This window comes from Micromonospora sp. ABR4_055 (assembly GCF_056160425.1).
Window position 1 is genome coordinate 89,343 of record NZ_JBSWXD010000001.1, and the last position, 22,437, is coordinate 111,779.

Below are 22,437 nucleotides of genomic sequence, written 5' to 3' on the forward strand. Positions count from 1 at the left end.
CCATGAGCACCGACCAGACCACCCGCGAGTGGAACGGCATCACCATTCCCACCGCCGGCACCTACGAACTCGACCAGGCCCACCGGCGGGTCGGGTTCGTCGCTCGCCACATGATGGTCAGCAAGGTCCGCGGTGAGTTCACCGACGCCACCGCCACCATCACCGTCGCCGAGGACCCGCTGCAGTCGTCGGTCACCGCGGTGCTGCAGGCGGCCAGCATCAACACCGGGCAGGCCGACCGGGACGCCCACCTGCGAAGCGGCGACTTCCTCGACGTCGAGAAGTTCACCACCATCGAGTTCCGCAGCACCGGGATCGTCTCGCACAGCGGCAACGAGTTCGTGCTCGCCGGTGACCTGACGGTCAAGGACGTGACCCGGCCGGTGGAGCTCGCCGTCGAGTTCGAGGGCGCCGGCCGCAGCCCGTTCGGCCAGGACATCTTCGGCTTCACCGCCAGCACCGAGATCGACCGTGAGGAGTTCGGCCTGACCTGGAACGTCGCCCTGGAGACCGGCGGCGTGCTGGTCGGCAAGAAGATCAAGATCGAGATCGAGGGCGAGGCCATCCGTCAGGGGTGAACCCCGGCGCCCGTACCCGGCGCGACACAGCGGCACCCCGGCCACCTCCTCGGTGACCGGGGTGCCGCTGTCTGTAGTAACCCCAGTAGAAGACGCCCGTCGGATGTGAAAAGGTGAAACCGAGCGCTTCGGTCCGCTCACTTTGGGGCGATCAACGCCTGTCCCGGCTGGGGGAGCCGACGACAGCTGCGGTCGAGCAGGGTTGCACCACCACACAGTCGGAACGGTTCTGCCGCGCCGCTCGGCCAGCGAGCGTGGCGGCGGCCGTTCGGGGCGCGCCGGGGAGGGCATTATGGGCAGGGATGTCGGTTCACGCGCGTCGTTCAGTCGGGAGGATCGCGTACGCTACCGGCAAAAGGTCCGCCGCTGCCTCGACGTCTTCGCGCTGATGCTCGACGACTTCAAGTTCGACGCCGACCGGCCGACGACCGGGCTGGAGATCGAGCTGAACCTGGTAGATCCGTACGCGGAGCCCGCGATGCGCAACGCGGAGATCCTGGCCAACCTCGCGGACCCCACCTTCCAGACCGAGCTCGGGCAGTTCAACCTCGAACTCAACGCGCGCCCGCGGCTGATCGAGGCCGACGGATTCGCCGACTACGAAGCCGACCTGCAGGCCAGCCTGGCTCGCGCCGGTGACCGGGCGGCGAAGGCCGAGGCGGCCATCATCCTGATCGGCATCCTGCCCACCCTCACCCCACAGCACCTGGTGCTGAACAACATCTCCACCAACGGGCGTTACCGGGTGCTCAACGAGCAGATCGTCGCCGCCCGCGGGGAGGACATCCGGCTGGACATCCGGGGGGTGGAGCGGCTGCAGGCGTACACCGACTCGATCGCCCCGGAGGCCGGCTGCACCAGCGTGCAGTTCCACCTGCAGGTCTCCCCGGACAACTTCGCCAACTACTGGAACGCGTCCCAGGCGATCGCGGCGGTCCAGGTGGCGCTCGGTGCCAACGCACCGTACTTCTACAGCAAACAGCTCTGGGCGGAGACCCGCATCGTGCTGTTCGAGCAGGCCACCGACACCCGGCCGGACGAGCTGAAGGCGCAGGGCGTACGGCCCCGGGTGTGGTTCGGTGAACGGTGGATCACGTCGATCTTCGACCTGTTCGAGGAGAATGTCCGGTACTTCCCGCCGTTGCTGCCGATCTGCGCCGACGAGGACCCGGTCGAGGTGCTGCAGGCCGGCGGCGTGCCCGAGCTCAGCGAGCTACGGCTGCACAACGGCACCGTCTACCGGTGGAACCGGCCGGTGTACGACATCATGCACGGTCGACCGCACCTGCGGGTGGAGAACCGGGTGCTGCCCGCCGGGCCGACCGTCGTCGACATGCTCGCCAACGCCGCCTTCTACTTCGGCCTGGCCAGGGAGCTTGCCGAGGCGGACCGCCCGGTGTGGAGCCAGCTGAGCTTCGGTGCGGCCGAGGAGAACTTCCACCAGGCTGCGCGGCGCGGGATCGCCGCACACATGCACTGGCCGCAGCTCGGCGAGATTCCGGTCACCGATCTGGTGCTGGATGTCCTGCTTCCCAAGGCGTACGCCGGGCTGGACCGGTTCGGTGTCTCGCCACAGCAGCGTGACCGGCTGCTCGGCATCATCGAACAACGCTGTCGGTTGAGGCGCAACGGTGCGGTCTGGCAGACCGAGTCGGTCTGGCGGGCCGAGCGGGAGCAGGGCCTGGCCCGACCCGACGCGCTGCACCAGATGCTGCAGCGCTACGCCGAACTGCAACGCAGCAACGAACCGGTGCACACCTGGCCGGTCGACTGATTCGCGTTGTTCAGCTGCCATCGGGGGTGGTCGGCTTGGGCCGGCCACCGCCGGTGACCGAAGCCGTGCCCCGAGCCGGGGCGTCGGCCACCTGGCCACTGGTCGGCTGCTCCGGCACCGGCGCGTCGCGGCCTTCAGCGGAGCCGGAGCCGGAGGCATCGTCCCGGCCATCGGCAGACGCGTCGGCGGCCGAAGCGCCGTCGTGGTCGCGGTCGGTGGCGGTGGCGGTGGCGGTGGCGGTGGCGGGCTGCCGGCGGGACATCTCCAGCCGCTGCGCGATCGCGGTGACCAGCACCGACCCGGCCAGGCCGGCGATCACCGCGTACGGGGCGAGCAGATGCGCCGAGAGTTGCTCCGCCCGCGGTCCCACCAGCCGGGGGGCAGCCAGGAAGTACGCGGCGGCGATCAGCACCGGGCCGACGCCGCCGGAGATCGCGGCGCCCACCCGGCGACGCGCGTCGCGGGCGGCCGGCCAGGCCGAGACCGCGCCGATGATGAACGCCGAACCCAGTGACAGCGCCGCCCCAGGTAGGTAGATGTTGCGGAACCAGTACTGTTCGCTGTCCGCAGTGATCTGCCAGACGCCGAGTTGGGCGCTGGTCAGCCCGGTGCCGGAGATCACCGAGTCGATCACCGCGACCACCGCCAGCAGCCAGAGCCAGCCGACAGTGGCGATGGCGTTCGCCGCCGCCGCCCGGGAGGCGACCGCCCAGATCGCCATCAGCAGTCCGACGACCGCGCCCACCATCGCGTACCCGGCGGCGATGGTCTGTGGGGAGAAGGTGTCGGCCCGGGTCGCGCTGCGCGCGGGTACGGCGATCAGGGCGACCGTGAGCATTCCCCCGATCGCGGCCGCTGCGGCCAGGGCGAGTCGCCACAGGCTTGCGGTCAGCAGGCTGTCCGGCGTTCGATCCGGATCGGCGCCGGCCGACGGTTCCGAGTTGGGAGGTGACGGCGCGAGCCGGTCCGCGACGACGGCACCCATCACCACCGAGGTCGCCGTGATCCACGTCGCCCAGGCGAGGCTGGCGACCCAGGAAGCCTCTCCTCCGCCGTCAACTGACGGTAACCAGGCAACTATGCCGAGGCCGTAGCCCAGACCGAGCTGCGCGGCACCTGCGCCCGCAGCGATGCCGGTCGCCGTCGCGACCGATCTTCCCCAGCCTCGTACGGCCATGCCGGGCACTGTAGCGGTAGTGGCGAACTCCGGCGACTCGTGGGCGTGGGGCACGCTGTCCGGCGGGCGGGTCGCTATCTTGAGCTCTACCGACAGTCACGCCCGGTGGCACGTACCGGTAGTACGGAGAGGACGAGTCATGGCCGACAGACCGAGGGATCCTGCGGAGGACGGCTCGGCGGGGCGTGACGTCGGGGACTACACCAGCCAGCTGCCGCGGCCGGTCGACCCCTGGGCGACCAGGGCCGGTGGGTCAGGTGACCAGGCCGAGTCGACCGGTGGGTCCGACCAGCCGCTCGGTCGGCCCGGCACACCGGGAGGCGACCCGGGGGCGACGGTCGCCGACCGGGGCGGGCACCTCGGCTCGACCGCACCCGACCTTCCGGCTGGTTCCGCCGCCGGTGGTGCTCGGGAGCCGGCGTGGTCCGGCCGGGCCGGGGTGCCGGTGCGCCCGGCGGCGGGTGGCGGCGGCACCGGCGACTGGCCGGGACCGGGCGGTACGGAAGGCGGCGGCCGGCCGTGGTGGCTGCCGATCCTGATCGGTGTCCTGGTGCTGCTGCTGGTCGCGTTGGTCGGCCTGGTGATCTGGTGGGCCAGCACGCTGGACGACTCCACGGATCCGGGCGGGCCGACGCCGACGGCTGCTCCGACCGCGACGGGGCCGACCTCGCAGCCGGAGACGGAGCAGCCCGAGCCGACCGAGGAGCAGCCGGAGCCGACTGAGGAGCAGACCAGTGAGGCGCCGCTGGTGGTCGTACCGACACTGACCGGGCTGTCGCTGGCGGACGCCCGTGCCGAGCTCGATGAGCGGGGCCTGGTGTACCGGCTGGAACAGCGCGGTTCGGACCAGCCGGCTGGCACGGTGCTCGAGACAGATCCGCCGACCGGAGTGGAGGTGCCGCCCGGTACTGAGATCCTGTTGGTGATCGCCGCGACCAACTCCGAGCCGACGGGTCCGGCTGAACCGACCGGGTCGGTCGGGCCGACCGGTGAGCCGGGCGACGGAGAAGAGGACTGAGCCGGGGTCAGCTGGCCCGCGCCGACATCACCGCCGAAGCCGGCCGCCGGGCGGCTGTCCGACCCGGCCGGTCGGCCACCACCCGGAGCTGGCGTAGGCCGTCGATCTGGACGAAAATGGAGCGTCGGTCGACGGCCTCGCCGCTGGCGTTGAGTTCGTAGCCGTCCAGCCAGACCCAACCCTGGTAGGTCGGCCAGTCGTGGACCCGGATCACCCGGAAGAGGAGCGGCTCGAGGAACTGCACGCTTGCCGCACGGGTCACGTGGAGGACGTCTCCTGAGCGGGGTAGTAGCACCGCTACTCCTGTTCCGAGCTGCCGTTGTCCGATTGCTGCCGGGCATGCGGATTCGCACCGGGCACTGTCGGATGCTCCACCGGTGGAGCCGGTGGTCAGACGGGCACGGCGTTGTGGGTGTCCGGACAGCAGGCACCGTCGCGGTACGGCGCAACCGCGGCGGATACGATCTTGGATGAACGCTGAGTGATCTGGGGCCTACGCAAAGGGTGCACTACCGTCGCCTTCGATGCAAGTTGCAAAGTGGTTTTGGCGCGATGCGAAAATCACTCAGTCGATTGCTGCTTGAAGTCCTACGTGTACGGGCGGCAGACTGAACAGGCTTTCTTCCGCGTCGGCCTCCCTCCCCGTCCACGCACGACCGCTCGCGACGTAACCCCCGTCGCCCCTCAACCGCGTGCGCGGGGTCCGGCCGACTGCCCCATACACCCCTGACCGGAGGTGACCGGTGACCGAGCGCCGAAGCCCAACCGTCCGTCGCCGCCGTCTCGGCGCCGAACTGCGCCGGCGGCGGGAAGCCGCGAAAGTCACGATCGATGCGGTGGCCGAACGACTGGAGTGCTCCGCCTCCAAGGTCTCCCGGATCGAGACGGGACACACCACCGCGACACCGCGGGACGTCCGCGACATGCTGGAGATCTACGGCGTGACCGGTGTCGAGGCCGAGGAGCTGGTGCAGATTGCCCGGGAAGCTCGGCAGAAGGGCTGGTGGCATCCGTACTCCACGGTGCTCACCGGCGCGTACGTCGGGTTCGAGGCGGCGGCCCGGTCGGTCCGCGCGTACGAGCAGCAGGTGGTTCCCGGTCTGCTGCAGACCGCTGACTACGCCCAGGCGATGATCCGCTCGGCCCGACCCGACATCACCGACGAAGAAGTTGCCCACCGTGTCCATGTCCGACTGAAGCGTCAGTCGTTACTGACACAGGAAGATCAGATCGATGTATGGGCGGTGCTCGATGAGGCGGTGTTGAGTCGGCCGGTCGGCGGCGACGCGGTGATGCGCGCCCAACTGCACCGCCTCGTCGAGGCGGCGGACCTGCCGAACGTGACCCTGCAGGTCCTTCCGTTCGAGGTGGGGGCACACGCGGGAATGGACGGGACGTTCACCATCCTCGACTTTCCGGAGCCCAGCGACGCGGACGTTGTCTACGCGGAGAACGCCACCGGTGGGCTCTTCCTGGAGAAGACCGAAGAACTACGCAAGTACATATTTATCTTCGATCACATACGCGCGGCGGCGCTCACTCCCGAGGAGTCCGTCGCGATGATCGCTGAACGCGCGAAGGAGCCATTGTGGACATCGAGGTCAAGGGGCTTCGGGTAGACCTGACCCGTGCGGCCTGGCGAAAGAGCTCGCGCAGCGGGCCGAACTGCGACAACTGCGTGGAGATCGCGTTCGTCGACCAGGCCATCGCGGTTCGCGACTCGAAGAACCCGACCGGAGCGGTCCTGATCTTCACTTCCGACGAGTGGGACGCCTTCCTCGGCGGTGCCCGGGACGGCGAGTTCGACCTGGACTGACCCACGGTTGAGCCCCGGGCGCGTCCCGGGGCTCAACCGTGCCCAGCTTGCTCAGCCAGCGCGCTGTGCCGCAGCGCATGCCGCACCCCGACCGCGACCAGCAGGATCACCGCCACCGTCAGCACCAGCCCGTCGGCCACCGCCCCCAGCCCTGGCACACCACCGAAGTACCGCGCCGCCACCGGCACCAGCGCCACCGCCGTCACCTGCACCGGCAACGCCACCAACGGGTGCGCCGCGCGGGCCAGCAACCCCGGCGGACTCGGCGCGGCGGGCGCGGTGACGAACGCCGCCGATCCGCCGTACAGCCGCCGTAGGCGCGGCAGGGTCACCACCGCGACCGCCACCGCCGGTACGGCGAGCAGCAGCATCTGTGCGCTGGCCGCCCCGCCCCCGATCAACCCGGCGATCCCGCCCAGACCGGCCAGCACGAACGCCGTCAGCCAGCCGACCCGGCGCCGCAGCGCCGCCGGGCTGCCCGCCGACGGCAGCGACTCGGCGATCACGGCGGCGGCGAGCCAGCCACCGGTCAACGCCAACCAGCCGACCAGAGCGGTGTCCATGCTCCGAATCCTGCCGGCCGGTCGACGTCGGCACCTCCGGGTGCAGCCCTGGTCGACCCCCTATCGGTCACCCGTAGGGGGTGCCGGCAGGCTTGGGCGTCCGCTGGCTACTACAGCGTCCGTACGTGGAAGCCACCGTCGACGTCGATCACCTGGCCGGTGCTGAACGGCAGCAGGTCGGTGGCGACCGCCACCACGGCCCGCCCGACGTCGTCCGGCTGCCCCCACCGGCGGATCGGCGTCAGACCCTGGTTGAAGATCAGATCGTCGTACTTCGCCTGGACCGGGCCGGTCATGTCGGTGGCGACGATGCCGGGCCGGATCTCGTAGACGTTGATGCCATGCTCGGCCAGTCGGGCGGCGTACAACTGGGTGGTCATCGCCAGGCCGGCCTTGGCCACGCAGTAGTCGCCCCGGTTGACGCTCGCCGTGTAGGCGCTGATCGACGAGACGATGACGATCTTCGGCGCGGTGACGGTGCCGGCCGCCACCATGTCGATCATGGCTCGGCTGACCTGCTGAGTCAGAAAATAGGGACCCTTCAGATTGATGTCGATCAGCCGGTCGAAGGACTCCTCCGTCGCGTCGAGCAGGTCCGCCCGCACATCTGGGGCCACACCGGCGTTGTTGACCAGCAGATCGATCCGGCCGAAGGTCGCGACGGTCTGATCGACCAGCCGTTGCCGGTCCGCGCCGACCGACACATCCGCGCCGACCAGTAGCGCCCGCCGGCCGGCCGCCTCGATCTGCTCGCCGGCCTGCTGGGCTGCCGTCGCGTTCCGGGCGTAGTTGACCACGACGTCGTACCCGGCGGCGGCGAGCGACAGCACGATCCCGCGCCCGATCCCCCGGGAACCGCCGGTGACGATGGCGACCCGCGCGGAGGCGGTCACCGCCCGCCCCCGACGGTGCCCGCGCTGTCGGCGCTGCCCGTGCCGTCGGTGGCGCCGGCGTCGGCCGGGCCGAAGAACGTGTAGTACGGCTCGTCGCGGGCCACCCGCTGCAGGTAGAGCGCCAGTTCGCGGGCGTGGTAGTCGCCCCACATGCTCGACTCGCCGTGCGGCACCCGGCTGCCGGCCGGCACGTGGTCCCAGCCGTTCGGTCGGTGGTAGATCGAGTGCAGGATCAGTCCCTGGTGGCGGGTGTCGGTGCTCAGGTACGGCTCGTCGAACAGGGTGCCGGCCACCGTCAGCCCGGCCTGCCAGTAGCGGCGACCGGCGTCGGGCTGCCCGGCACCGGTCAGGTAGCGGCCGAGTCGCAGCAGCCCCTGTGCGCCGATGCAGGCGGCTGACGAATCGACCGGCTCATGATCGTTGTACGGGTCCGCCGGGCGATCCAGGTAGTCGCCGAGCGAGGCCAGGCCGGGTGCGCCGGTGTCCCAGTACGGGATGCCGTCGGTCGGGGTGTGTTCGAGGTAGAAGTCGCAGGTGGCGGTGGCGGCCCGCAGCATCATCGCGGTCACCTCGGCCCGCCCGCCGTACGGTTCGAGGTCGCCGTCCGGCAGCACCGCCAGGTATTCGAGCTGCTCCGGGAAGCCGAGCATCGCCCAGGCCAGCCCGCGCGTCCAGGTGGTGAACGGTGAGTAGCCCTGCTGGGTGCTCGGGCAGCGGAACCGGCCGTCGTTGACGTTGAAGATCGACTCGTGGGCGGTGCGACCCCGGATGTCGTAGCTGTCCCGCCCCTCGCCGTAGAAGACGTTGTACCGGGCGGTGTTGGTGGCATGCTCGATCAGCCGGCCGAGCAGCGAGATTCGCTCGTCCTGTTCACCCATGAGCGCGTGGCCGAGCAGGTGGGACACCGCCAGCGCACGGCAGGAGCGGATGGTGTCGACGAACAGCGACTGCGGCCCGTTGAACGAGTAGACGTAGCCGGTGCCGTCGGCGGTGTCCCGCCAGCGGGCCGCCTGGACCGCCCCGGTCAGCTTCAACGCCAGCTCGTAGAAGTCGCGCTCGGCGCGGTCGTGCGGGAGCCGCCCCTCGGCCATCAGCCGCCACAGGTTGCCGTACGTGCTGACATTGTTGAATCCGTGGTCGTGCACGCCGATGTGGCTGACGTGGCTGGCCATGACGGCGACGGTCAACTCACGGGCGGAGTCCAGGAATCGCTGCCCGCCGGTGGCGTCGAACTGCAGCAGCGCCGAACCGTACTGGAAGCCCTGGGTCCACTCGGTCCAGCCGCGCGCGGCGTACCGGCCGTCGACGGTGAAGACCGGCGACGCCGACCCGGGCGGGCAGGTCTTCTCGATCGAGTCGATCTTGTGGGCGGAGGCTTCCCAGAGGCGGTCGATCCTGGGTTGCAGGCTGGCCGGGGTCAGCGCGTCGTCGATCCGAATCATCGGATCAGCATAGGAAAGCGCTTGCCTAGGCGGAAGACCTGACCACCGGACCCCACGTCCCGCTACGCGACGAGTTCGACCCGGCAGTACGCGCTCGCCGCGCGGGCGAGTTTGCCGTCGGCGGTCACCAGCGTCAGGGCGCGGCGTTCCGCGAGGGCGACGTAGGGGGCGTCGTACGCGCTGATGTTGGCCTTGACCTGCCACATCCGGGTGAGCAGGTCGTCGATCGGGACGGTGTCGACGCCGAGGCGGCTGATCCGGTCGACCGCCCGCGCCGCCGTCTCGTTGGTGATCTTTCCGCCGAGGGCGAGCCCTCGCATGACGGAGAAGACCTCGACCTTCCAGTGCTCCGGTGCCGCCCACTCGGGGTCTCGGCTCAGGACAACGCGGGCCTTGCGGCCGCGGTCGTCGCTGTAGACGAGCGCGCTGGCGAGGACCGAGGCGTCGACGACGATCACCCGACGTCTCGCCCGGAGTGCGCGGAGTCCGGGAAATCCCGTTCAGCGCGGGAACGGGCGAGCAGGTCGGAGGCGTCCGGCGCGGTCGGTCCGGCTCCGCCGCTGCGGTCGTCGAGTTCGTCGCCGAGCTCGGTGAGGAGTTGCCGGTTGCGGCAGAAGTCGGCCTGACGGTTGAGGACTGCCAGCAGGTACGCCTGCAGCGACTGGCCGCGCTCGCGGGCCTGCTGGGCCAGGAGGTCCCGTACCTCCTCTGGCACGTCGCGGATGGTGAGCACTACAGCCATGACTTCATTTTGAATGCGTTATGACTGCAGGGTCAAGTCAACCTCGGGATTGGCTGGTGGACTGTGAACCCGATCTCGCGCTCGCGCATAGAGATAGCTGAGAGGATGCAGACAGGAAGGAAAGATGATCGTGAACCTATCGCCACCGCTGGGCTCCGGGTGAGGGGCATTGCGGCGGAGTCGACCAATGATGCTGCGATCATCGTCGCGTCGCTCGACGACCCCGATCGATTCGCGCAGGTGTACGAGAAGCACGCCGGGATGTTGTACGGCTATGCCTACCGACGGGTGGGCCGGGAGATTGCCGAGGACGTCGTCGCGGACGCGTTCGTGGCCGCGTTCCGCGCCCGGCACACCTACGACCCTGGCTATCCCAACGCGTTTCCGTGGCTGCTCGCGATCGTGCACCGTGAGTTGGCCCGACATTACCGCGCCGAGAGCGCCCGGTACCGGGCGTATCTGCGGGTGAAGCCCGACGGTGGCGAAGAGGCATTGGCGGATCGGGTGGCAGCCGCAGCGTCTGCCCAGGCGTGGCGAGGACCGTTGGCCACGGCGCTCGCCCGGCTCGGCCGCAAGGAGCGGGACGTGCTTCTCCTGGTTGCCTGGGGCGACCTGAGCTACGAGGAGGTCGCTCGAGTCATGCAAATCCCGATCGGCACGGTCCGATCACGACTGAACCGGGCACGCCGCAGGATGCGGGACGTGTTGGAGAGCGACCCGGCCCGGAGCACTTTGACAGGTACTGAGCGCGAGGAGCGATGGTGGAGGAGATGGAGCAGGGCGTGAGTGAGATGGATCGGCTCAAGGAACTCGGTGCCGACTTGGCTCCGGACGCCGGGGATGCACCGACAGCCTGGCGTGACCGCATCCTCGATGGACCCAGCCCGAAGACAGGAGTGCCGCGCGGCGGCACGGTATGGCCCGGCCGGCGGTTGAACCTCGGCCTAGCAGGAGCGGCATTAGCTGCCGTTCTCGTGTTCGCCACCGCAGCCGTAGGGGGCGGGTGGCCGGTAGGTGGATCAGCGCCATCGTCGGGCACGGCCGAGGCTTCTTCCATCCTGCGTACCGCCGCCTTGGTGGCTCACGAAGCGGACCTCCCCGTCCCGGAAACTGGACAGTTCGTGTTCACCGAGACAGTGGCGAGCCCGATCAACCAGGTGCAGCATCCGGACGGTGGCTTCACCATTAGAGACGGGCCGCGGGTATTGCGGCAGATCTGGCTTTCGGCAGACGGTGCTCAGGACGGATTGATCCGGGACAGGGCGTACCAGCAGGACCAGGCCGAGCCAAACGACCTAGTGCTGCCGGCCTGCTCACCGAATCGTTCCGGTCCAGCCGCCGATCCGATCAGTGACCAGCCGTGTGCGCTGCAGCGGGGGTACGACGCGGAGATGCCGGACAGCCCAGCAGCGGTGCTCGACTGGCTCCGAGCCGATGTGTCTTCGGGGGGGGAAGCGCAGTCAGAGCTGCGGGTCACGTCCTCTGCCTCCCCAGGTGGCAGAGCAACTGATGCGCTCGTCTTCCAGCGGGCCGGTGAGTTGCTGGTCGGTGGTAGGTACCTCACCTCACCTCAGCGAAGCGCTTTGTTCGACGCGTTGGCCTCGCTGCCAGGCGTGACCGTCCGACAGCAGGCACGAGACCTTGCCAACCGGGATGGGGTAGCGGTGGGCATGCCCGAAGGGACGACGCTCATCTTCGATGCGACGTCGTTCGTGTTCCTCGGCACCACCAACAGCGCCCTGCTACGCCAGGTCATCGTGAACGACGCAGGTAGGTCGCCGGCCTGACTGAGGCACGAACCATAATCGACGTTGTTACCATTCTGTTATCCGATCGCACTCTGTCACTCCTTCGGCTAACTCGGGTTAGATCTCCCCTGCTAGCCCTGGCATCAGGCGGTCGTCCTACAAGCACTCTCTGTCATGTCGATCATGGAAGGCGAGCATGGCGCACCGCAATCCGCTCAAAAAACCTCTGTGCATCGGTAGATGCCGATACAATCGGCTGTGGGTCGACCGCCGTGGATCGACCTACGGGTGCCTGTCGCGATTGGTTTTAGCTTGCTAGGAAACAGCTTGCGTCACCCGTTCCAGTGTGTATGGAGCAGGGGGAGTCCAGATCTTGGTGAACCAACGTATTGGACGCACGCTCTTGACATTTGTGACTGTGTCGATGGTTATCCTGACCTCAGCGGCCTCACCAGTGCAGGCTAAGAGTCTTCCAGCAACGCCTCAACACTCGATGGCACTCCAGTCTCTGCTGGACTATTATCCAGGATCTATCGCTATCGACGAGAACACGGTCCGAGCGGCACCCGGCGTGCTCGTCACACTGCCTGCCGATCATCCGCGGGATAAGCGCTTCGCCAACACCACCGCAGCTGAAATGCCGACCGTCACTAAGCGCATCGCTCCACCCGCACCGTCCGCAGTTCATGTAGCCAAGAACGCCGAGCCAATTTCGCCCGCCGCAGATGACTATTTCTACGGCTGCTACTATGAATATCTTTGTCTTTATACAGAACCAAATTTGCATCCTAGTAGTGCGATCATCTCTTTTTATTACTGCCAGTTCAAGGATCTTGGTGCCATTCCATTCCCTGGGGGTGGGTACTGGAACGATCGAATCTCATCCTGGGTGAACAATCAAACACCAAATACTGCTAGCCATTTCTACAACTGGAACGGCGTCAACCAATGGACCCTCCTGTTTAGCTCCTATGCGTTCGAGTACAATACTGGAATGGGTCCATACGATAACATTCTCGATGCCGTCCGCGTTTGTTAGTGGCTCTTGAGGATCGGCTCTGATATTTAGCTCGCTGGCTTTGCCGGTGGCGATGGGGTGAATCGCGGTCTGGCTGCGCTCTCTTCGCCACCGGCAGTTTGCGATAGTTTGTAACGAACCCGGCAATATGTCTTTACCAGGACGGTTAGTATCTGCCGGCTAAATTTGCAGTTCCCGTTTTCAAATCGACGGGGGGATGTAGGGGCTCGGCTCAGTTGCGGCCGCATGAAGTCTCCCACGGGGTGCGTGCTTCGGCCGGCGTACTCATGAAATGTCATCAGGTTGCCGTGGGGTGGGTGCGGTCGGGGTGGATGCGGACGGTAGCCGGGGTGCCGGGGTGGGTGGCGGCTTGGTGGCGTACCTCGGTGATGAAGCTGGTGGTGTCGGGAGCTGGGCCGGCGGTCGCCGGCCGGTGGGGGACGGACATGGGCTTCTCGGGGTCGGTGGGGATGGTCGCGCGCAGCGCGCCGTAGAGGTAGCGGTGGCAGAGGGCGACAGCTTCTGGCAGGGCGGCGCTGGTGGGGACCGGGTCGACGGTCGGCGGGGTGGCCGGGTCGGCGACCTGGACCGACCAGGTGTGGCCCTGCATCAGCTCCGGTCGGCCGATGCTGTCGCGGTGGTCGACGACGGTGATGTCGAGGGCGAGGCCGAGTCCGGTGACGAGTCGGGCCAGCTGGTCGAGGGTGGGGCCGGGCCAGTCGGTGGCGCGGGCGATGACGCGGGCGCCGTCGTGGGCGGCGGCGGCTTCGGCGAGGTACGCGGCGAGCGGGTCGCGGCCGTGGTGGATCTGGCTGACCCCGTTGCGCAGGTGCTGGTCGATGACGTGCTCGCCGTCGATGTCGGTCAGGTCGGTGGGCTGTACGCCGAACTCGGCGGCGAGGGAGCCGATCCGGTAGTGCTCGGGCAACTGCCACACGCTGGTGCCGGATGGTCGGTCGGTGTGGGCGAGAGTAGGTCCGGTGGGGTCGTCGTCGGGTCGCCAGTTACGGTGCACGGTGCGGCCGCGCAGGTCGGTGACGGTGACGACGGCGCCGTGCCGGACCCGGCGGGTGCCGTAGCAGTCGGTGCAGTACGGCGGATCTGTTGCGTTGGTGCAGCGCGGGCAGGGGTGGGTGGGGATCGGCTCGCCCCAGTATCTCGGCGCTGGCGGCTCCCAGCCGCGCCGGAACCTGCCGCCGACCCCGCCCGGCTCGGTGTCGTCGGGTCGCAGGCTGGTGTGCCACCAGTGCCGGTTACGCCAGATCGCCTGCGCGCCGCCGTGCTGCTCGGCGTCGGCGATCATGCGTCGTTCGAGTTGGTCGAGGTCGTGGCCGCCGGGGTGACCGTCGAGCCCGACCGGCACCGGGTGCGGGGTGAGGGCAGCCTCGGTGAGGTAGTGGGCGGGCAGGTTCCAGTCGGCCACGGCCAGCCCGGACGCGGCCCGTTCCGGGCTGATCGAGGCGATCGCCGCCGGCAGGTCGGCTACCCAGCGGTGCGGGTAGTCGGGCACTTTCCCGCCAGCGAGTTCGTACCGGATGTCCCAGCTCAGCCCGCTCGGGGTCGACGCTGGTCGGGCTTCGAGGACCAGGTCGACGTGGAGTTGGTCGGCGAGCGCGCACAGCCGGCCGAGCAGCCGGGCCGGGTCGCCCGGTGGCCGCGGTGCGCTGCTGCGGCCGATCAGGACCAGCCACGGCGCGGTGAGCCGGTTGGCGAGCGCCGACGCCTCCCACCGGTGGCGGTCCCGCTCCGGGGTGCCGGGCTGCCACTGGATCGGCAGGGTCAGCCCGGACGACGGGAGCCGGCCGGGTTCGTCGGGGAAGTCCGGATCGCACAGTGTCGCGGCAGCCACCCCGGCGCGGGTGGCGAGGTCGGTGACGATCGGCGCGTACGGCAGCCACCAGGTGCCGTTTGGTGTCGGTAGCGGCGTGAACGAGCCCGGCACGAGGCTGGTCGAGGCCACCTGCCCGGTGTCGAGGTTGGCGACGGTGACCACGAGTTGCGCCCGCCGCCGCTCGGACCCGAACCCGACGACGCGGACCGGGCCGGCCGGCACCCCGTTGACCCCGGTCACCCCGTCACCCCCGCCCCTGCCTGGAACTGTTGGAACTGCTGTGACTGCCAGTCCCGCAACGCCTGCTTGATCCGTACGTTCTCGTCGCGGGTGGCGGCCAGTTCGGCGCGCAGGGCGGTCAGCTCGTCGGCGACCAGGTGCAGGAACGTGCGTACCTCGGTGGGGTCGCAGCCGCGCCGGGTTCGGTCGCCGAACCGGCGGTCGCGGACCAGACCGGGACTGATCGACGGCCGCACCGGCCTGCCGTACAAGTGGCCGACGGTGTTCGGGGCTCGCCGCACCGGCCGGCGCTCGCCGGCGGCAGAGTCGGTCGGCCGCTGGTTGTGACGGGCGATTTCGGCGAGCAACCGCCGGTTGCGACGGCTCCGCACCGGCGGTCGACGGAACAGGTCAAAGAACCTACGCACAGCAGGAACCACCTTCCAAGAGTCGGGAACCTTCAGGGGTACGGGTCGAGACGGCGCGGCTTACGTCGCAGTTGTGCCGCCGCCCTGGTCAGCGGTGTCGGGGTGGGGTGCGAGCCCAGCGGAGACCGTCGCGCTGGACGAAGATCTCCCGCCGTTCGCGGGCTTCACCGTCCGGTGCCAACACGTACCCGGCCAACCAGACCCAGCCCTCGTATGTCCAGCGCTTGTCCACTGTCGTCACCCGGAACCGGAAACCTCGCCCGGCCGCGAACTGCACACTCGCCCTGCCGTCGATGATCAACTCGTCGCCGGGCCGGGGGTCCGCCGGCGACCGGTCGGCCGGCACGCTACCGATCAGCCGCCGGCATCTTCACGCGGAGGAAGTCGAGGAGTCTGCGCATGGTAGGTCGCCTTTCAAGCACGCGGGTCGTGCATGGTCTTCGGGGTAGAGCGGGTGGAAGGGCGGCCCGACCCCGAACGGGGGTGCGGAGGTCGGGCCGCCCGCCCTGCGCGCGCAGCCTCAATCGGCGGTACGCACGCAGGGCCGCGTGGTGAGGGCCGTCAGGACGGCAGAGCTGGTGCCGCCCTGACGGGGTCGACCGCCGGGTTTGCCGAACCAAGGGGCTGACCGAGCACCAACCTACGTCAACAGCTGATGTAGGTAAACCCTCGGACCCCAGGTTTCTTGCATCACTTGCTGACGGAGGTTGTGCGTGATCGAATAGTGGTGCCGAACCAAGGGGATGTGCCATGCCCTCAGCACCAGCCGATTACCGACGGATCGCAGACGAACTGACCGCGAAGATCAAGAGCGGCGAACTACCGCCTGGCACCAAGCTGCCCAGTACCGCCCAGCTTGCCGACCAGTACGACGTCAGCCCAGCAACCGTGTACCGCGCCGTCTCACTCCTGCACGACCGAGACCTCGTCGTCGGACATTCCGGTCGCGGCGTGTACGTAGCGGAGAAGTAGCTGCCGTCCTACCTGCGGCTGGACGTGCACGTAGCCGGGCTGCTGGTGGTCGATTGGGTGTCACCACACGGACCCTGGGACGACCTGCTCTCGTTCATCTTTGACGGCGGCGAGCTGACCGATGAGCAGATTACCGGGCTCAAGATTTCGGATACTGAGCTGTCTACATTCGAGTCTTGTACGGCGGAGAAGGCGCAGCAGCGGCTCCGTCCCTATGTATGGCGGCGCGTTGCCGTGGCGCTTGACGTACTGAAGACTGGAAATGTGCGATATTTGCATGATGGGCACATGAGGTGAAGTTGCGAGGAGTACCTGAAATGCCCAGTCGACCTGCCGACTACCTACGTGTCGTCGATGACATCACCCAGCAGATCCGGTCCGGTGAGCTGTCGCCGGGCGACAAGCTGCCGACATACGCCCAGCTCTCCGACACGTACAAGGTCAGCGTCTCCACAGCCCAAGCCGCCCTGCGGCTGCTGCGCGACCGTGGCCTGGTCGAAGGCCACCAGGGCAAGGGCACGTACGTCGCCGAGCAAGCCATGGAGATGTAATCCTCGCTGCCGAGTTCGTGGCAAGGCTGCCACGCTCCCGGCGAATGCCCACAGCCTAGAGCGCCGCGTAGTGTATGCCGGCTACGCTCCGTAACAGCTGGGTTAGGTGCTCGCACCGGATCGCGGCAGATGCGGAGGCTTTGAGCAGCGGGCTACGCCTTACCGATAGTGGCGCTACGGGGTTCTCGCTACAGTGCCCGTCACGGGGATGGCCGAGACCGGTGGGGTGCGAATGACGTTGGCAGTAAGGGGTCCTCGGAGGATCACGGTGGATGGCGTGGCCTACCGCTGGTCGGTTCGGCATAGACCCACTTACTGTCAAGCCCTCGGCTGGTCGCGGCTGAGCTTCGTTGTCGAGCGTGAGGAGCAGCCAGGCGCCCTGATGGTGGCATCGTTGCCTTGCGCTCATCCCGGCAACTGGCTCGGATTACCGAGCCAGCCGGTGTTGCCGGGCACCGTGGCTCTTGGCGTCCGCCAGGCCCTGGCCGCCGGTTGGCTGCCCTTCCGCCGGGGGCCGGCCTTCGAGCTGCTCCTGCACGACTCGTCGTACGGTCGCTGACAGCTGCGCCGTCGGGTGCTCCGCGAGTCGCGGCATGTGAGGACGTTCGACGTGGTGCCGGGTCCGCTACGGTTGTCCGATGCGGCGACTTACCGACGAGACGGTCTTGGCCGTCGGCAGGTTGACGTTGGCCGCGACCGAGTTGGAGTACCTGCTCGCGAGGATCGGTGCCGGTCAGGCCGGCGGCGACGGTGCCACGATCTTCGGTGCTCCGGGCGAGCCCTTGCGAGCGGCACGAGGTGTCGCTCAGCTCGCCCCGCTGGACCGCCGTGGAGAGTTCGTTGGGTTGGTCGAGGCTGCCGGGAACTACCTGGTGCAGGGCCGGTCGGCTGTGCGTGCGATGTGGTTCGAGAGCGGCGTTGTCGACGCCGAGACCTTCGACGGCATCTCCGGCTTAGTCCTGCGATGCCGGGACCGGTTGCAGGCGCTGCTTGACGATCTGGACCGCACGCCATCCGCCTTGCCCCAGTCTCGGTAGCAGCGGCGACCGCGCCTTGTCAGCGGCAGATCCGTACGTTGGCCTACCCCGAGCCGACGAGGATGCAGAACGGATGTCCCTCCGGATCGGCGAGAACGTAGAGAGGCTCCTCTGAATTCTGGGTGCGGTCGTGAAGCAAGCTGGCTCCGAGCTGCTCGGCTCGTCGACGGTGTCGCTCCAACTCGTTGACGGTTGGTACGTGGAGATCCAGGTGCATCTGCTTCGGAACGTCGTGTGACGGCCAGGTTGGCCGCGCCAATATAGGCACCTGTTGAAAGGCAAGCTTGCGGTTGCCGTTGCCGTCGACCAGGACGAGCCAGTCTTCGTCATCGGTGGTTCCGTCAGCCGGAGGTTCGTCACCAGGACGGTATTGCAGTCCGAGGAACTCCCGGTAGAACTCAGCGAGGGCCCGGGCGTCGGTGGCGTCCAGGGCGGTGTGCATGAGAACCGGATAGTCGGACACTGACGACGCCTCCTCATAGTGCTGGCCCTGTCATCACACCACGAAGTCGCCGAGCGAACATCCTGACATCGGCAAATCCGGACGCCATGGGGATCGTTAGCTCAACAATGCCTGTCACCCAACGCCACCGACCTGGACCTACAGCAGGTGCGCGGCCAGCCGCCGAACGCAGCCAGGGGCTGGGTGCGCTTGCCAGTGCCCAACTCGGCACGGCTGGTACGTCGACAACGAGCGCCGGGCGGACTGCGGCGGCCCAAGCGTGGGTGACGGATATCCGTCGCGCAGGGTCGCCGGTCCGTGGCTGGTCGACTATGGTCGGACCTACCTGACGAACGTGAGTCGCCTTCCGGTACGGCGGCTCCGCGACCGGGGAGGCCGGCTCGGTGAGCGTCGACGAGGTCAAGGCTCAGCTGGGTAGGGGCCAGGAAAGCGCCCGCAGCGGCAGGAACACGTTGCAACAGGCTGCCACTACAGCGGGCGAGGCCCTGGAGTTGGCGACCTACACCTGTCAGGGCAGCAACCATGAACTGGCTACCGACGCCCTGACCGAGGCCACGTCCGCGCTCCGCGAGATCAAGTTGGCGATCGCCCGGCTGGACGCCGGCACCGAGCTGGTCGACACGTACCGCGCGGGTTTGTGATGGCTGGGACGGTCGCCGAAGTCATCGCGCAGCTCGCTCGGGCATCGACCGGTCTCAGCTCGGCCGCCGCGACAGCCCTGCATGCCCAACAGGAAGTGACCGACGCACACCGGTCCCTTTCCGCCGCGAGCGTAGGAGCGTCGGCGCACGCTGTCACGAACGCGACCACCGAGTGGAAGACCGCCGCAGACAAGGCCGGAAAGGTCGCCCGCCTGCTCATGGAGGCCGCCGGGCACCTCAACGCCTACGCCAACCGTATCGCCCCCGGCTCGGCACCCACCGAACCCACACTCACCGGCCCGACCGGCGAAGAACTCCTGGCCGACACCACCCGCCGCTCCGAGTCCCGCCGAGGCGTCGGCAGCTTCTTGGACCGTCTGGCGCGTCGAACGGAGGATGTTCAGGACACGGCCAAGACAACCGCTGAGCTGGGCGACTCGGGTCTCAACATCCTGCGGGACCTGGCGACTCCCCCGCCAGGGTCGCAGTCAACCACGGGCACATCGGCCCCTACAGTGGCCTTCACGGACACGAGACCGAAGCTCGAAGCCGGCGACGCGGCGGGCCACCTCGTCGTGGCAGCTCTTATCGCTGGGTTGGCAGCCCGCCGGGCTGACCGATACATCCGACAAGGTTTAGCGAGGTTGCGTCAACGTGAGCGTTCCGACTGAACTCGGCGATCTGATCCGGGCAATGGCTCGACGGGACTGGGGAACGATCGACCGGTTGACTGAGGTTCTTGGCAGGACGAACTGGCACGGCGCGGTCCCGGTGATCGGCGCGGCGTTCGCGATCGCCGTCGACCGCCACTTTGGGCCGGAGCCTGACCTCAACAAGGTGTCTGCGTTCGTCGCACAGGTCCGTGACCAGTACCAACGGGGCAAGGATCTGCCTGCACTTCAGCTGGAAGGTCTCATCCGTGCGGCGCTGGGAGAGGCGGAACTTCTCGACGGGGTCGATGCCGAGGTCTCCTTCCCAGCGCAGATCGTGATCCTCGGTACGCTGCTACAAGACGAACAGTGGACCGAGGCCGAGCTGGAGGAGTTCATCCGCGAAGTCGAGCAGACCGCCGCCCAGTACATGTAGCCAGAGGCAGCAGCGAATCGTATCCCTACGCTGCGCTTGACGTGGGTCGCGTAGTGTTTCGAGCGGCGATCTGTGAGATGCGTTGGGGTGACAGTCCCAAAAGGGCACCCGCATCCCGGACGGTGTAACCGTCGCTCAGGAGAGCCCGTATAGCCGTGGCGGTCGCTTGTTCGGCCTTCTCGTCAGCGTCCCGAGCGGCCTGCCTGGCGTCCAGTGCTGCCGTGACTGTTCCGGGTAGCTCTGGACGTACCTCAATGTCTACTGTGGCCGGATCGACCTCAAGCAGTAGGGCGATCGCCTCGCGAGCCATGGCGGCGACTTGGTCAAGACGGCGAGCCTGGGTGTGAAGGCCTTTGAGTTCGGGAACGCTAACGGCCCACCAGTCGCCGCCCCGCCTGCAGGACGCGGAATAGGTCATCATTTCCACCAATCCTCCCCGAGTTGGTCGTCTCGGTCGTGTTACCGGAGCCGGGTGAGGTGGTCAGACGGCGAAGGTGGCGGGGCGGTCGGTGGCGGCCTTTGGCGGGGTAGCTTGCCAAACGCCCAGCTTCTGTGCGCCCAGCCGGCTCAGGTACGCCGGGTTGAGGATTACGTACCGGCGCCACAGCCGTTTCGGCTCCAGCCCGAGCCGCCACAGCCACTCCAGGCCGTACCGCTGCATCCAGGACGGCGGCTTGCGCAGCAGCCCGGCGTGGTAGTCGAAGGCGGCGCCGACCGCCATCAGCGGCATGTCCAGCAGCGGGCGCATGGCGTACGCGAAGACCTCCTGGCGGGGGCAGCCCAGCCCGACCAGCACCAGCCGGGCCCCTGAGTCTCGAATACGGTCGGCGATCTCCACATCCTCACCAGGGCCGACGGCGCGGAACTTGGACGGCTCGACCCCGGCGAACTTCAGCGCCGGGAACATCTGCTCCAGCTTCGGCACCAGCCGGTCCAGCGTCTCCTCGGTGGAGCCGTACAGGTAGACCGGTAGCCCTTCGTCGGCGCAGCGCTGCAGCACCCGCAGGGTGAGTGTCGGCCCGTAGACCCGGTCTTTCAAACCGGCGCCGTGCAGCAGGTTGAGGCCCCAGCGCACCGGTTGGCCGTCCGGGGTGACCAGGTCGAACGAGTTGAGCCGGGCGTTGTGCGCAGGGTCGAGGACCCCGGTCATCACCCCGTGTACGGCGAGTGCGGTCAACGCCAGCGGCCGGCGCTCCCGGGCGGCGTCGATCACCCGCTCGGTGGCGGCCTCGTAGTCGACGGCGTCGACCAGCACCCCGAGCAGGTTGCGTTTGCCCTGGTCGATCATTTCCCGGGCACCCACTTGTCGACGTTGGCCTGGTAGATCTCCTGCAGGATCATCGGTACGTCGTAGACCTGCTTCCAGCCAGGGTAGTCCCGCTGGAAAGCGGCGTTCGAGCCGATCCACCACTGGTGGTCGCCGACCCGGTTCGCCTCCTGGTACTCGGTGATCATCTGCTGGCCGGTGATCTGCTCGGCCAGGGCGAACGCCTCCAGGTGCGAGCAGTTGGAGTGCCGGCCGCCGCCGAGGTTGTAGACCGCCGCCGGGCGCGGGTCGCGGAAGAACGCCTCGAACGCGGAGACCACGTCGTGGCTGTGGATCGCGTCGCGGACCATTTTGCCGCCGTACCCGAAGATCTTGTAGGTGCGTCGCTCCATGTTGCAGCGCATCAGGTAGCCGAGGAAGCCGTGCAGCTCGGTCGCCGAGTGCGCCGGGCCGGTCAGCGTGCCGCCCCGGAAGCAGGCGGTACGGATGCCGAAGTAGCGGCCGTACTCCTGCACCATGATGTCGGCGGCGACCTTCGACGCGCCGAAGACCGAGTGCAGGCAGGCGTCGATCGACATGTCCTCGGTGATCCCACCGGCGTACGGGTGGTCCGGGGCGATCTCCCACCGGGTCTCCTGCTCGATCAGCGGCAGGCTGTTCGGCCGGTCGCCGTACACCTTGTTGGTGGAGCAGTGGATCACCGGCGCCTCCGGGCAGTGTTCCCGGACGTTCTGCAGCACGTTGAGGGTGCCGCCGGCGTTGACGTCGAAGTCGGTGAACGGGTCACGGACCGCCCAGTCGTGCGACGGCTGCGCGGCGGTGTGGATCACCACGGCGATGTCCCGGCCGTACCGCCGGAACAGGCCCGCCAGGGCGTCGCGGTCGCGGATGTCGACCGCTTCATGGGTGTACGCCGCACCGAGGTCACGCCGCAGCGTCTCGACGTTCCAGGCGGTGGACGCCTCGGGGCCGAAGAACTCGCGGCGCATGTCGTTGTCGATGCCCACCACATCCAGGCCGAGTCCGGCGAAGTGCCGGGCCGCCTCCGATCCGATCAGACCGCCGGAACCGGTAACCAACGCGACGCTCACACGACACTCCTGAGCTGGGGGGTGGAGTAAACGGTCAACAGGATATCCGGGCGATATGTGAAGAAGGCCCCGCCGTCGGGCG

General features: G+C 68.2%; 27 protein-coding genes. 14 read left to right on the top strand and 13 right to left on the bottom strand.

The window, feature by feature from the left end:
• Nucleotides 1-2: 2 nt before the first annotated feature.
• Together ACXAHD_RS00350 and ACXAHD_RS00355 are read left to right on the top strand one after the other, a co-directional pair.
• A complete protein-coding gene (locus ACXAHD_RS00350; RefSeq protein WP_281552394.1) occupies nt 3-578 on the top strand; it encodes a YceI family protein in 576 nt (191 codons plus the stop codon).
• A 292-nt stretch (nt 579-870) separates the two neighbouring features.
• Nucleotides 871-2,352, top strand: coding sequence for a glutamate-cysteine ligase family protein (locus ACXAHD_RS00355; RefSeq protein ID WP_281552395.1), 1,482 nt, complete (start codon nt 871-873; stop codon nt 2,350-2,352).
• Between the two features lie 10 nt (nt 2,353-2,362).
• Here ACXAHD_RS00355 and ACXAHD_RS00360 read toward each other — a convergent pair whose 3' ends face one another.
• Nucleotides 2,363-3,529, bottom strand: coding sequence for a hypothetical protein (locus tag ACXAHD_RS00360; RefSeq protein WP_475047508.1), 1,167 nt, complete (start codon nt 3,527-3,529; stop codon nt 2,363-2,365).
• A gap of 139 nt (nt 3,530-3,668) precedes the next feature.
• Between ACXAHD_RS00360 and ACXAHD_RS00365 the strand changes: the two genes are divergently transcribed.
• A complete protein-coding gene (locus tag ACXAHD_RS00365) occupies nt 3,669-4,547 on the top strand; it encodes a PASTA domain-containing protein (protein ID WP_475047511.1) in 879 nt (292 codons plus the stop codon).
• 7 nt (nt 4,548-4,554) lie between these two features.
• On the opposite strand, the gene ACXAHD_RS00370 is transcribed toward ACXAHD_RS00365, so the two are convergent.
• Complete coding sequence (locus ACXAHD_RS00370; protein WP_281552398.1) at nt 4,555-4,842, bottom strand: hypothetical protein; 288 nt, start codon at nt 4,840-4,842, stop codon at nt 4,555-4,557.
• 448 nt (nt 4,843-5,290) lie between these two features.
• Here ACXAHD_RS00370 and ACXAHD_RS00375 point away from each other — a divergent pair, with 448 nt between their 5' ends.
• Both ACXAHD_RS00375 and ACXAHD_RS00380 read left to right on the top strand, forming a co-directional pair.
• A complete protein-coding gene (locus ACXAHD_RS00375) occupies nt 5,291-6,166 on the top strand; it encodes a helix-turn-helix domain-containing protein (RefSeq protein WP_281552399.1) in 876 nt (291 codons plus the stop codon).
• Nucleotides 6,142-6,363, top strand: a complete 222-nt coding sequence (locus ACXAHD_RS00380; protein ID WP_475047573.1) for a DUF397 domain-containing protein — start codon at nt 6,142-6,144, stop codon at nt 6,361-6,363. The genes ACXAHD_RS00375 and ACXAHD_RS00380 overlap by 25 nt, the downstream gene beginning before the upstream one ends.
• Before the next feature lie 32 nt (nt 6,364-6,395).
• Here the strand turns inward: ACXAHD_RS00380 and ACXAHD_RS00385 are convergent, their stop codons facing one another.
• From ACXAHD_RS00385 to ACXAHD_RS00405, 5 genes are all read right to left on the bottom strand, one after another.
• Nucleotides 6,396-6,926, bottom strand: coding sequence for a hypothetical protein (locus tag ACXAHD_RS00385; RefSeq protein WP_475047514.1), 531 nt, complete (start codon nt 6,924-6,926; stop codon nt 6,396-6,398).
• 110 nt (nt 6,927-7,036) lie between these two features.
• The gene (locus ACXAHD_RS00390) at nt 7,037-7,819 is read right to left on the bottom strand and encodes a 3-ketoacyl-ACP reductase (protein WP_281552402.1); all 783 of its coding nucleotides are present in this window, start codon (nt 7,817-7,819) and stop codon (nt 7,037-7,039) included.
• Nucleotides 7,816-9,261 carry a hypothetical protein gene (locus ACXAHD_RS00395; RefSeq protein ID WP_475047517.1) on the bottom strand — a complete coding sequence of 482 codons (1,446 nt, stop codon included), beginning with the start codon at nt 9,259-9,261 and terminating at the stop codon, nt 7,816-7,818. Before ACXAHD_RS00395 ends, ACXAHD_RS00390 begins: the two co-directional genes overlap by 4 nt.
• Nucleotides 9,262-9,323: 62 nt before the next feature.
• Nucleotides 9,324-9,719: a type II toxin-antitoxin system VapC family toxin gene (locus ACXAHD_RS00400; protein ID WP_281552404.1), complete on the bottom strand. Its 396-nt coding sequence runs from the start codon at nt 9,717-9,719 to the stop codon at nt 9,324-9,326.
• Nucleotides 9,716-10,003, bottom strand: coding sequence for a FitA-like ribbon-helix-helix domain-containing protein (locus ACXAHD_RS00405; protein ID WP_289211772.1), 288 nt, complete (start codon nt 10,001-10,003; stop codon nt 9,716-9,718). The genes ACXAHD_RS00400 and ACXAHD_RS00405 overlap by 4 nt, the downstream gene beginning before the upstream one ends.
• A 63-nt stretch (nt 10,004-10,066) precedes the next feature.
• Here ACXAHD_RS00405 and ACXAHD_RS00410 point away from each other — a divergent pair, with 63 nt between their 5' ends.
• The 3 genes from ACXAHD_RS00410 to ACXAHD_RS00420 all read left to right on the top strand — a co-directional run bounded on the left by ACXAHD_RS00410 (nt 10,067) and on the right by ACXAHD_RS00420 (nt 12,790).
• Nucleotides 10,067-10,789 (top strand): RNA polymerase sigma factor, encoded by a 723-nt coding sequence (locus tag ACXAHD_RS00410; protein ID WP_281552406.1) that lies wholly within the window; start codon nt 10,067-10,069, stop codon nt 10,787-10,789.
• Nucleotides 10,762-11,790 carry a CU044_5270 family protein gene (locus tag ACXAHD_RS00415; RefSeq protein ID WP_281552407.1) on the top strand — a complete coding sequence of 343 codons (1,029 nt, stop codon included), beginning with the start codon at nt 10,762-10,764 and terminating at the stop codon, nt 11,788-11,790. The genes ACXAHD_RS00410 and ACXAHD_RS00415 overlap by 28 nt, the downstream gene beginning before the upstream one ends.
• Before the next feature lie 337 nt (nt 11,791-12,127).
• Nucleotides 12,128-12,790, top strand: a complete 663-nt coding sequence (locus ACXAHD_RS00420; RefSeq protein WP_281552408.1) for a hypothetical protein — start codon at nt 12,128-12,130, stop codon at nt 12,788-12,790.
• A 277-nt stretch (nt 12,791-13,067) separates the two neighbouring features.
• Here the strand turns inward: ACXAHD_RS00420 and ACXAHD_RS00425 are convergent, their stop codons facing one another.
• The 3 genes from ACXAHD_RS00425 to ACXAHD_RS00435 form a co-directional block, all read right to left on the bottom strand.
• The gene (locus ACXAHD_RS00425) at nt 13,068-14,840 is read right to left on the bottom strand and encodes a hypothetical protein (RefSeq protein ID WP_475047523.1); all 1,773 of its coding nucleotides are present in this window, start codon (nt 14,838-14,840) and stop codon (nt 13,068-13,070) included.
• Nucleotides 14,837-15,247 carry a DivIVA domain-containing protein gene (locus ACXAHD_RS00430; RefSeq protein WP_421358489.1) on the bottom strand — a complete coding sequence of 137 codons (411 nt, stop codon included), beginning with the start codon at nt 15,245-15,247 and terminating at the stop codon, nt 14,837-14,839. The genes ACXAHD_RS00425 and ACXAHD_RS00430 overlap by 4 nt, the downstream gene beginning before the upstream one ends.
• An 88-nt stretch (nt 15,248-15,335) precedes the next feature.
• A complete protein-coding gene (locus ACXAHD_RS00435) occupies nt 15,336-15,593 on the bottom strand; it encodes a hypothetical protein (RefSeq protein ID WP_281552410.1) in 258 nt (85 codons plus the stop codon).
• 404 nt (nt 15,594-15,997) lie between these two features.
• Here ACXAHD_RS00435 and ACXAHD_RS00440 point away from each other — a divergent pair, with 404 nt between their 5' ends.
• The 3 genes from ACXAHD_RS00440 (at nt 15,998) to ACXAHD_RS00450 (ending at nt 17,807) form a co-directional block, all read left to right on the top strand.
• The gene (locus tag ACXAHD_RS00440) at nt 15,998-16,219 is read left to right on the top strand and encodes a winged helix-turn-helix domain-containing protein (RefSeq protein ID WP_281552411.1); all 222 of its coding nucleotides are present in this window, start codon (nt 15,998-16,000) and stop codon (nt 16,217-16,219) included.
• A 317-nt stretch (nt 16,220-16,536) separates the two neighbouring features.
• Nucleotides 16,537-16,770, top strand: coding sequence for a winged helix-turn-helix domain-containing protein (locus tag ACXAHD_RS00445; RefSeq protein WP_281552412.1), 234 nt, complete (start codon nt 16,537-16,539; stop codon nt 16,768-16,770).
• A 638-nt stretch (nt 16,771-17,408) separates the two neighbouring features.
• Entirely contained in the window at nt 17,409-17,807 is a 399-nt protein-coding gene (locus tag ACXAHD_RS00450; protein ID WP_421358487.1) for a hypothetical protein, read from the top strand.
• A gap of 43 nt (nt 17,808-17,850) precedes the next feature.
• Here ACXAHD_RS00450 and ACXAHD_RS00455 read toward each other — a convergent pair whose 3' ends face one another.
• A complete protein-coding gene (locus ACXAHD_RS00455) occupies nt 17,851-18,270 on the bottom strand; it encodes a VOC family protein (protein ID WP_421358486.1) in 420 nt (139 codons plus the stop codon).
• A 383-nt stretch (nt 18,271-18,653) separates the two neighbouring features.
• On the opposite strand from ACXAHD_RS00455, the gene ACXAHD_RS00460 reads away from it, so the two are divergent.
• From ACXAHD_RS00460 to ACXAHD_RS00470, 3 genes are read left to right on the top strand one after another with little or no spacing between them, the layout of a single operon-like run.
• A complete protein-coding gene (locus tag ACXAHD_RS00460) occupies nt 18,654-18,911 on the top strand; it encodes a hypothetical protein (RefSeq protein ID WP_475047529.1) in 258 nt (85 codons plus the stop codon).
• The gene (locus ACXAHD_RS00465) at nt 18,911-19,582 is read left to right on the top strand and encodes a hypothetical protein (RefSeq protein WP_475047532.1); all 672 of its coding nucleotides are present in this window, start codon (nt 18,911-18,913) and stop codon (nt 19,580-19,582) included. The genes ACXAHD_RS00460 and ACXAHD_RS00465 overlap by 1 nt, the downstream gene beginning before the upstream one ends.
• Nucleotides 19,566-19,997: a hypothetical protein gene (locus tag ACXAHD_RS00470; protein WP_281552416.1), complete on the top strand. Its 432-nt coding sequence runs from the start codon at nt 19,566-19,568 to the stop codon at nt 19,995-19,997. The genes ACXAHD_RS00465 and ACXAHD_RS00470 overlap by 17 nt, the downstream gene beginning before the upstream one ends.
• Before the next feature lie 481 nt (nt 19,998-20,478).
• Here the strand turns inward: ACXAHD_RS00470 and ACXAHD_RS00475 are convergent, their stop codons facing one another.
• Both ACXAHD_RS00475 and ACXAHD_RS00480 read right to left on the bottom strand, forming a co-directional pair.
• Complete coding sequence (locus ACXAHD_RS00475; protein WP_289213666.1) at nt 20,479-21,285, bottom strand: WecB/TagA/CpsF family glycosyltransferase; 807 nt, start codon at nt 21,283-21,285, stop codon at nt 20,479-20,481.
• Complete coding sequence (locus ACXAHD_RS00480; RefSeq protein WP_289211775.1) at nt 21,282-22,355, bottom strand: NAD-dependent epimerase/dehydratase family protein; 1,074 nt, start codon at nt 22,353-22,355, stop codon at nt 21,282-21,284. The genes ACXAHD_RS00475 and ACXAHD_RS00480 overlap by 4 nt, the downstream gene beginning before the upstream one ends.
• Nucleotides 22,356-22,437 lie beyond the last annotated feature (82 nt).

Bases quoted from the DNA above. Each gene is read 5' to 3' on its own strand.
- ACXAHD_RS00350 (WP_281552394.1), top strand. From the start codon at position 3: ATGAGCACCGACCAGACCACCCGCGAGTGGAACGGCATCACCATTCCC.
- ACXAHD_RS00355 (WP_281552395.1), top strand. From the start codon at position 871: ATGGGCAGGGATGTCGGTTCACGCGCGTCGTTCAGTCGGGAGGATCGC.
- ACXAHD_RS00360 (WP_475047508.1), bottom strand. From the start codon at position 3,529: ATGGCCGTACGAGGCTGGGGAAGATCGGTCGCGACGGCGACCGGCATC.
- ACXAHD_RS00365 (WP_475047511.1), top strand. From the start codon at position 3,669: ATGGCCGACAGACCGAGGGATCCTGCGGAGGACGGCTCGGCGGGGCGT.
- ACXAHD_RS00385 (WP_475047514.1), bottom strand. From the start codon at position 6,926: ATGGACACCGCTCTGGTCGGCTGGTTGGCGTTGACCGGTGGCTGGCTC.
- ACXAHD_RS00395 (WP_475047517.1), bottom strand. From the start codon at position 9,261: ATGATTCGGATCGACGACGCGCTGACCCCGGCCAGCCTGCAACCCAGG.
- ACXAHD_RS00405 (WP_289211772.1), bottom strand. From the start codon at position 10,003: ATGGCTGTAGTGCTCACCATCCGCGACGTGCCAGAGGAGGTACGGGAC.
- ACXAHD_RS00415 (WP_281552407.1), top strand. From the start codon at position 10,762: ATGGTGGAGGAGATGGAGCAGGGCGTGAGTGAGATGGATCGGCTCAAG.
- ACXAHD_RS00440 (WP_281552411.1), top strand. From the start codon at position 15,998: ATGCCCTCAGCACCAGCCGATTACCGACGGATCGCAGACGAACTGACC.
- ACXAHD_RS00445 (WP_281552412.1), top strand. From the start codon at position 16,537: ATGCCCAGTCGACCTGCCGACTACCTACGTGTCGTCGATGACATCACC.
- ACXAHD_RS00450 (WP_421358487.1), top strand. From the start codon at position 17,409: ATGCGGCGACTTACCGACGAGACGGTCTTGGCCGTCGGCAGGTTGACG.
- ACXAHD_RS00465 (WP_475047532.1), top strand. From the start codon at position 18,911: ATGGCTGGGACGGTCGCCGAAGTCATCGCGCAGCTCGCTCGGGCATCG.
- ACXAHD_RS00475 (WP_289213666.1), bottom strand. From the start codon at position 21,285: ATGATCGACCAGGGCAAACGCAACCTGCTCGGGGTGCTGGTCGACGCC.